At 35.6% G+C, this 4,340-nt stretch carries 5 protein-coding genes; 4 read left to right on the forward strand and 1 reads right to left on the reverse strand.

Annotated elements, in window-relative coordinates:
- Positions 1 to 1,360 (reverse strand): flippase-like domain-containing protein (locus tag AC1DJR_RS19020; protein WP_477003245.1); only part of this gene is annotated, 1,360 nt, incomplete at its 3' end.
- A gap of 190 nt (positions 1,361 to 1,550) precedes the next feature.
- Here AC1DJR_RS19020 and AC1DJR_RS19025 point away from each other — a divergent pair.
- From AC1DJR_RS19025 to AC1DJR_RS19040, 4 genes are all read left to right on the forward strand, one after another.
- Positions 1,551 to 1,940 carry a hypothetical protein gene (locus AC1DJR_RS19025; RefSeq protein ID WP_113733917.1) on the forward strand — a complete coding sequence of 130 codons (390 nt, stop codon included), beginning with the start codon at positions 1,551 to 1,553 and terminating at the stop codon, positions 1,938 to 1,940.
- A 22-nt stretch (positions 1,941 to 1,962) separates the two neighbouring features.
- Positions 1,963 to 2,454: a YpuI family protein gene (locus AC1DJR_RS19030; protein ID WP_429688649.1), complete on the forward strand. Its 492-nt coding sequence runs from the start codon at positions 1,963 to 1,965 to the stop codon at positions 2,452 to 2,454.
- 106 nt (positions 2,455 to 2,560) lie between these two features.
- Entirely contained in the window at positions 2,561 to 3,475 is a 915-nt protein-coding gene (locus AC1DJR_RS19035) for a superoxide dismutase (protein WP_477003246.1), read from the forward strand.
- 112 nt (positions 3,476 to 3,587) lie between these two features.
- On the forward strand, positions 3,588 to 4,340 hold a 753-nt coding region (locus AC1DJR_RS19040), incomplete at its 3' end, for a D-alanyl-D-alanine carboxypeptidase family protein (RefSeq protein ID WP_477003247.1).

A 4,340-nucleotide genomic window follows, 5' to 3' on the forward strand; every position in this document is an offset into this window, starting at 1 on the left:
GTGCAAATCTTTTGCGAAGCATATACAACACAGCAAGTACGATTAATAAAATAAAGGTTTCTTCAATATCAATTCCTTTTAGGGTATTAAAGATTGCTGCTCCAATTAAAGAAACAATCGTCATATAGTAAGAACGCTTTGTTCCATAATATATGCCTCGCGAAAGAATCAAGAGGAGAATACCGAATGTTAATGATAAGCTAAAAGAAAATTGAATAAGATGCTTTGGAGCTAAAATATGTAAGGCGTGAGCTCGATTTATACTAGTCGGTAAAATTGTTGATAGAATAACCATTAAGCCAGCGAATACGGTTAAAGCGGCGGATGCCCATGAACCTAATTTCCCTAAAAAATCACGTTGTAAAGTCCAAATTACACCAGTTGTTTCTAATGCAGGTGCGATAAATGGTTTGTCTTCAATTTTTTTTATGGCCGCTCCTGTCATTTCAAATGCTGCAAAAATGAGACCAAGGCAGAATGGTAAGATGTAATAGACAAGTCGATATAATAACATAGCGGGTAGTAATACGCCTGTATCAACTCCGTATTGTCCTAGTCCGGTTAAGAAAACAAGATCAAATGAACCAAGGCCACCAGGGACAAGACTTACGACACCAGCTAAAGCAGCAATTACATAGACACCTAAAAACTTTTGAAATTCGATATCAATTCCAAACAATATTAAAATGACGTACATAACGATACCAGCTGATACCCACTCGACTAATGAAACTAATGAATATAAAATAGTTGGATTTTTCTCTTCTTCTTCTTCTTGTCCGTCAGTCTGTTTTGTTTTTCTATTTTTAATTTTAGAAAACCCAATGTATATAGGAACGAAAAGAGCAAAGAAGATAAGAACAGGCCATAACCACGGTTTTTCGTGCAGAATAAAACTAGTGTCTAATATTCCAATAAGGCCGAGGAATGACAGAATGGCTAATCCGTTAATAAAAGCGGTTGTCATCCAAGCAATGCTTTTAATAAGTTTCCCATTCTCTTTTATATGTGGACGATATAGCATTGTACGTACACCGGCACCAACAAGACCACCAAAACCGATAAATCCATTTAAAGTGTTTGCAATCCATGAGATACGGAAAATCTTTTGTACAGGTATATCTGCTTTTAAGTAACGAAGCATAACAAAGTCATAAAAGAACATTGTTGAAACGGCAAATGCACCGAGTGTAATCGCTAAAAATACCCCACCAGTTGGAATGTTTTTAATTGTTTCAATTGCTTCTAAAAAAGAAATGCCCGCTAATTCTTTTTTAGCTTGAAAGAAAACAATTGTTAAGACAACAAATGGGAAGATTATTTTCCCGATTTGTAAGAAACGTTTCCATGAAAACGACATAAATACAACTCTCCTTGTGTAAGAAAACTGAGACAATAATATTATTATGACAAACTTCAAGAAAAATAAAAAGGTAAATTCCTGTATAGGGAAGCTATTTTTTATATAGGTTATATTTAAAAGAATATTTCGTTTATCGGAAAATTAAGTTAATATAAGATGAAAGAAGGAAGGAAGAGAGGGGAAGTAGATGATTATAATAGGTTATGCAGGATATGAGTTAGAAAAAGCACAACCGAATACATCAGAAGATTTTTTCAATAGATCTGAAGTGACATATATATTAAATAATCAAGAGAAAACCTTTTCTGTCTTATATGTTCGATATTTTGAAGAAATTTTACAAGAAATTACCTCTTTTGAAGGAAATCCAGTTTATAAAGTAGAAGAACAAGACGTATATTTACGAGATATTGTAGCGATCGCTTGTTTAGTGAACAATAAAGAGCTACGCGCGCAGAAGCGCTTGTATCTCAATGAAGTAACAGACTTTCAACGATACTTTGACGAGGGAACAGTGGTGAAAGTACAAGAAATATTAGCTGAATTACATAAAAATAAAAGAGTAGAAATAGCGTAAAACGGCAAAGGAGAGAGAAGCCATGTCTAATTTGATGGTTGAAAATCAAACAGAACAAGTTTCTATATTTTTAGAAGATGTAATTTCCTTGATAACTAATTATGTAAATTATCATACGTTATCTTCTTTATTGGAGGAGGCACCAACAGGAAACGAGCAATACTATAAAGGAATATTAGCATCAATAAGAAGACTTCTTGTTTTTTGTGAAGAAGGACTTGATGCATGTTTTGTTTTGTTGAATAGCCAACCATTTCGAAAGACCGCAGCTGAAAAAGTTTTATATAAGATTTACCATCAAGTAATTGCAGAGTTTTTTTCGCCAAAGAATGATCATTGGTATGAAAATAGTCGTTCTGCTTATACAGGGAAAAATTCTATTGTTTTTCAGCAAAGCCCCCCTGGATCTATAGAACGAATGATGAAGGATTTAGAAGGGAAATTTCAATTGATGCGTGAAGAACTAGAATATTATGAGACAGATTACCAAACAAAAATGTTGCACAAATATTAATTAAGGAAAAGAAGCTAAGGACACTTAGCTTCTTTTCCGTTTGTCCAGTTATATAAGGGATTTTAATTGAATATAGTTAAAGTGGGTAGCATCAAGGAGGTGTGACATGAGTCAGCAAGGTGTATTTACAGATTACTTTCATGAAGTAGAGAGCTGGTGTGAAAGTGTTCTTCAAGTATTAGATAGCCGTGCAATGGAAGTGTATGATGTCCATATGCTTGCTTATAAAATTCAAACTTTATTAGAGCGTATGAAAGAGCATGAATACGACACAGATGCCGAGTTTATGTATGAAATAAGTGAGGATGTAGAACATATTCAACACCATTTACAGGAAGTATTTATGCAAGAAGGAGAGGAATATGAACTATGTGAAAGAGGGGATAGCGAACGAGCTGTTCCGATTGGGGGGCATACCCTTCCGCCATTACCTTATCCATATAATGCGCTAGAACCGTACATTTCACGAGAAATTATGATGTTACACCATGATAAACAYCATCGTAGTTACGTGGAAGGATTAAATAAAGCAGAGAAGATGATGGAAGAAGCGAGAAAAACAAATCAATTTGATTTAATTAAGCATTGGGAAAGAGAAGCGGCTTTTCATGGATCAGGTCATTACTTACACACGATATTTTGGAATAACATGAAAAAAGATGGTGGTGGGGGTCCACGAGGGRCATTATCACAAGAAATTGAGAAGGATTTTGGGAGTTACTTACGTTTTCAAAAACATTTTACAGAGGCGGCTTCGAAAGTTGAGGGGTCTGGATGGGCAATTCTTGTGTGGGTGCCTCGGTCGGGAAGGTTAGAAATTTTGCAAAGCACGCTTCATCAATTGTTTACACAGTGGGATACGATACCGCTCCTTGTACTGGATGTATGGGAACATGCGTATTATTTACAATATCAAAATCGAAAAGATGAATATATTAAAAATTGGTGGAATGTTGTAAATTGGCCAGATGTAGAAAAGCGATTTGAAATTGCGAAGCAAGTTGAATGGACACCGTATTAGACGCATATCCCATGCGTCTTTTTTAGTGGAGGTGGAAGGAAGATTTCGTTCATATTTTAAAAGGCCAAGCATAAACTTGTACAAAAAGTGCCAAAAGGACGTGGGGGGAAATATGAGACGAATTTGTATAATAATTACGCTAATTATAATGTACGCAAGCGTTATGCCGATTCCTACATATGCAAAAATGAACGGTGGTGTCAGTGCTCGTAACGCAGTCTTAATGGAACAACAATCCGGTCGTGTGCTATATGGAAAATTAGAACATGAGCCACAAAAAATTGCTAGTATAACAAAAATTATGACAGCATTGTTAGCTGCTGAATCAGGAAAAATGAAAGAGCTAGTATCGGTTAGTAATGAAGCGGTACGAGTAGAAGGGTCGGCAATTTACTTAAAACCTGGACAAAAAGTGAAGTTAGAAGATTTAGTTTACGGATTAATGCTTAGATCTGGTAATGATGCAGCACAAGTAATTGCTGAAAATGTGGGAGGGAGTATAGAAGGRTTCGTATATTTAATGAATSAAAAGGCGAAAGAAATYGGAATGAAAGATACGCATTTCTCAAACCCGCATGGCTTGGATGGGGATGGATCGCATTATTCGTCGGCTTATGACATGGCATTATTAACGAAATATGCAATGGGGAACGAGACCTTTAAGGAGATTTTTGGAACAAAAACATATAAATCGGATTCTTGGGATTATCCGTGGAAAAATAAACATAAGCTTGTGACATCTTATTATGAATTTGCAACAGGGGGAAAGACAGGTTTTACGAAGAAAGCAGGACGGACGCTTGTCACAACAGCTTCAAAAGATGGACTAGATTTAATTGTCGTAACTTTGAGTGCTTCTAGTGAC

This window comes from Bacillus sp. 05T31 (genome assembly GCF_056396725.1).

Excerpts from the sequence above, each read along its gene's own strand:
- AC1DJR_RS19030 (WP_429688649.1), top strand. The coding sequence starts at position 1,963 with ATGTCTAATTTGATGGTTGAAAATCAAACAGAACAAGTTTCTATATTT.
- AC1DJR_RS19025 (WP_113733917.1), top strand. The coding sequence starts at position 1,551 with ATGATTATAATAGGTTATGCAGGATATGAGTTAGAAAAAGCACAACCG.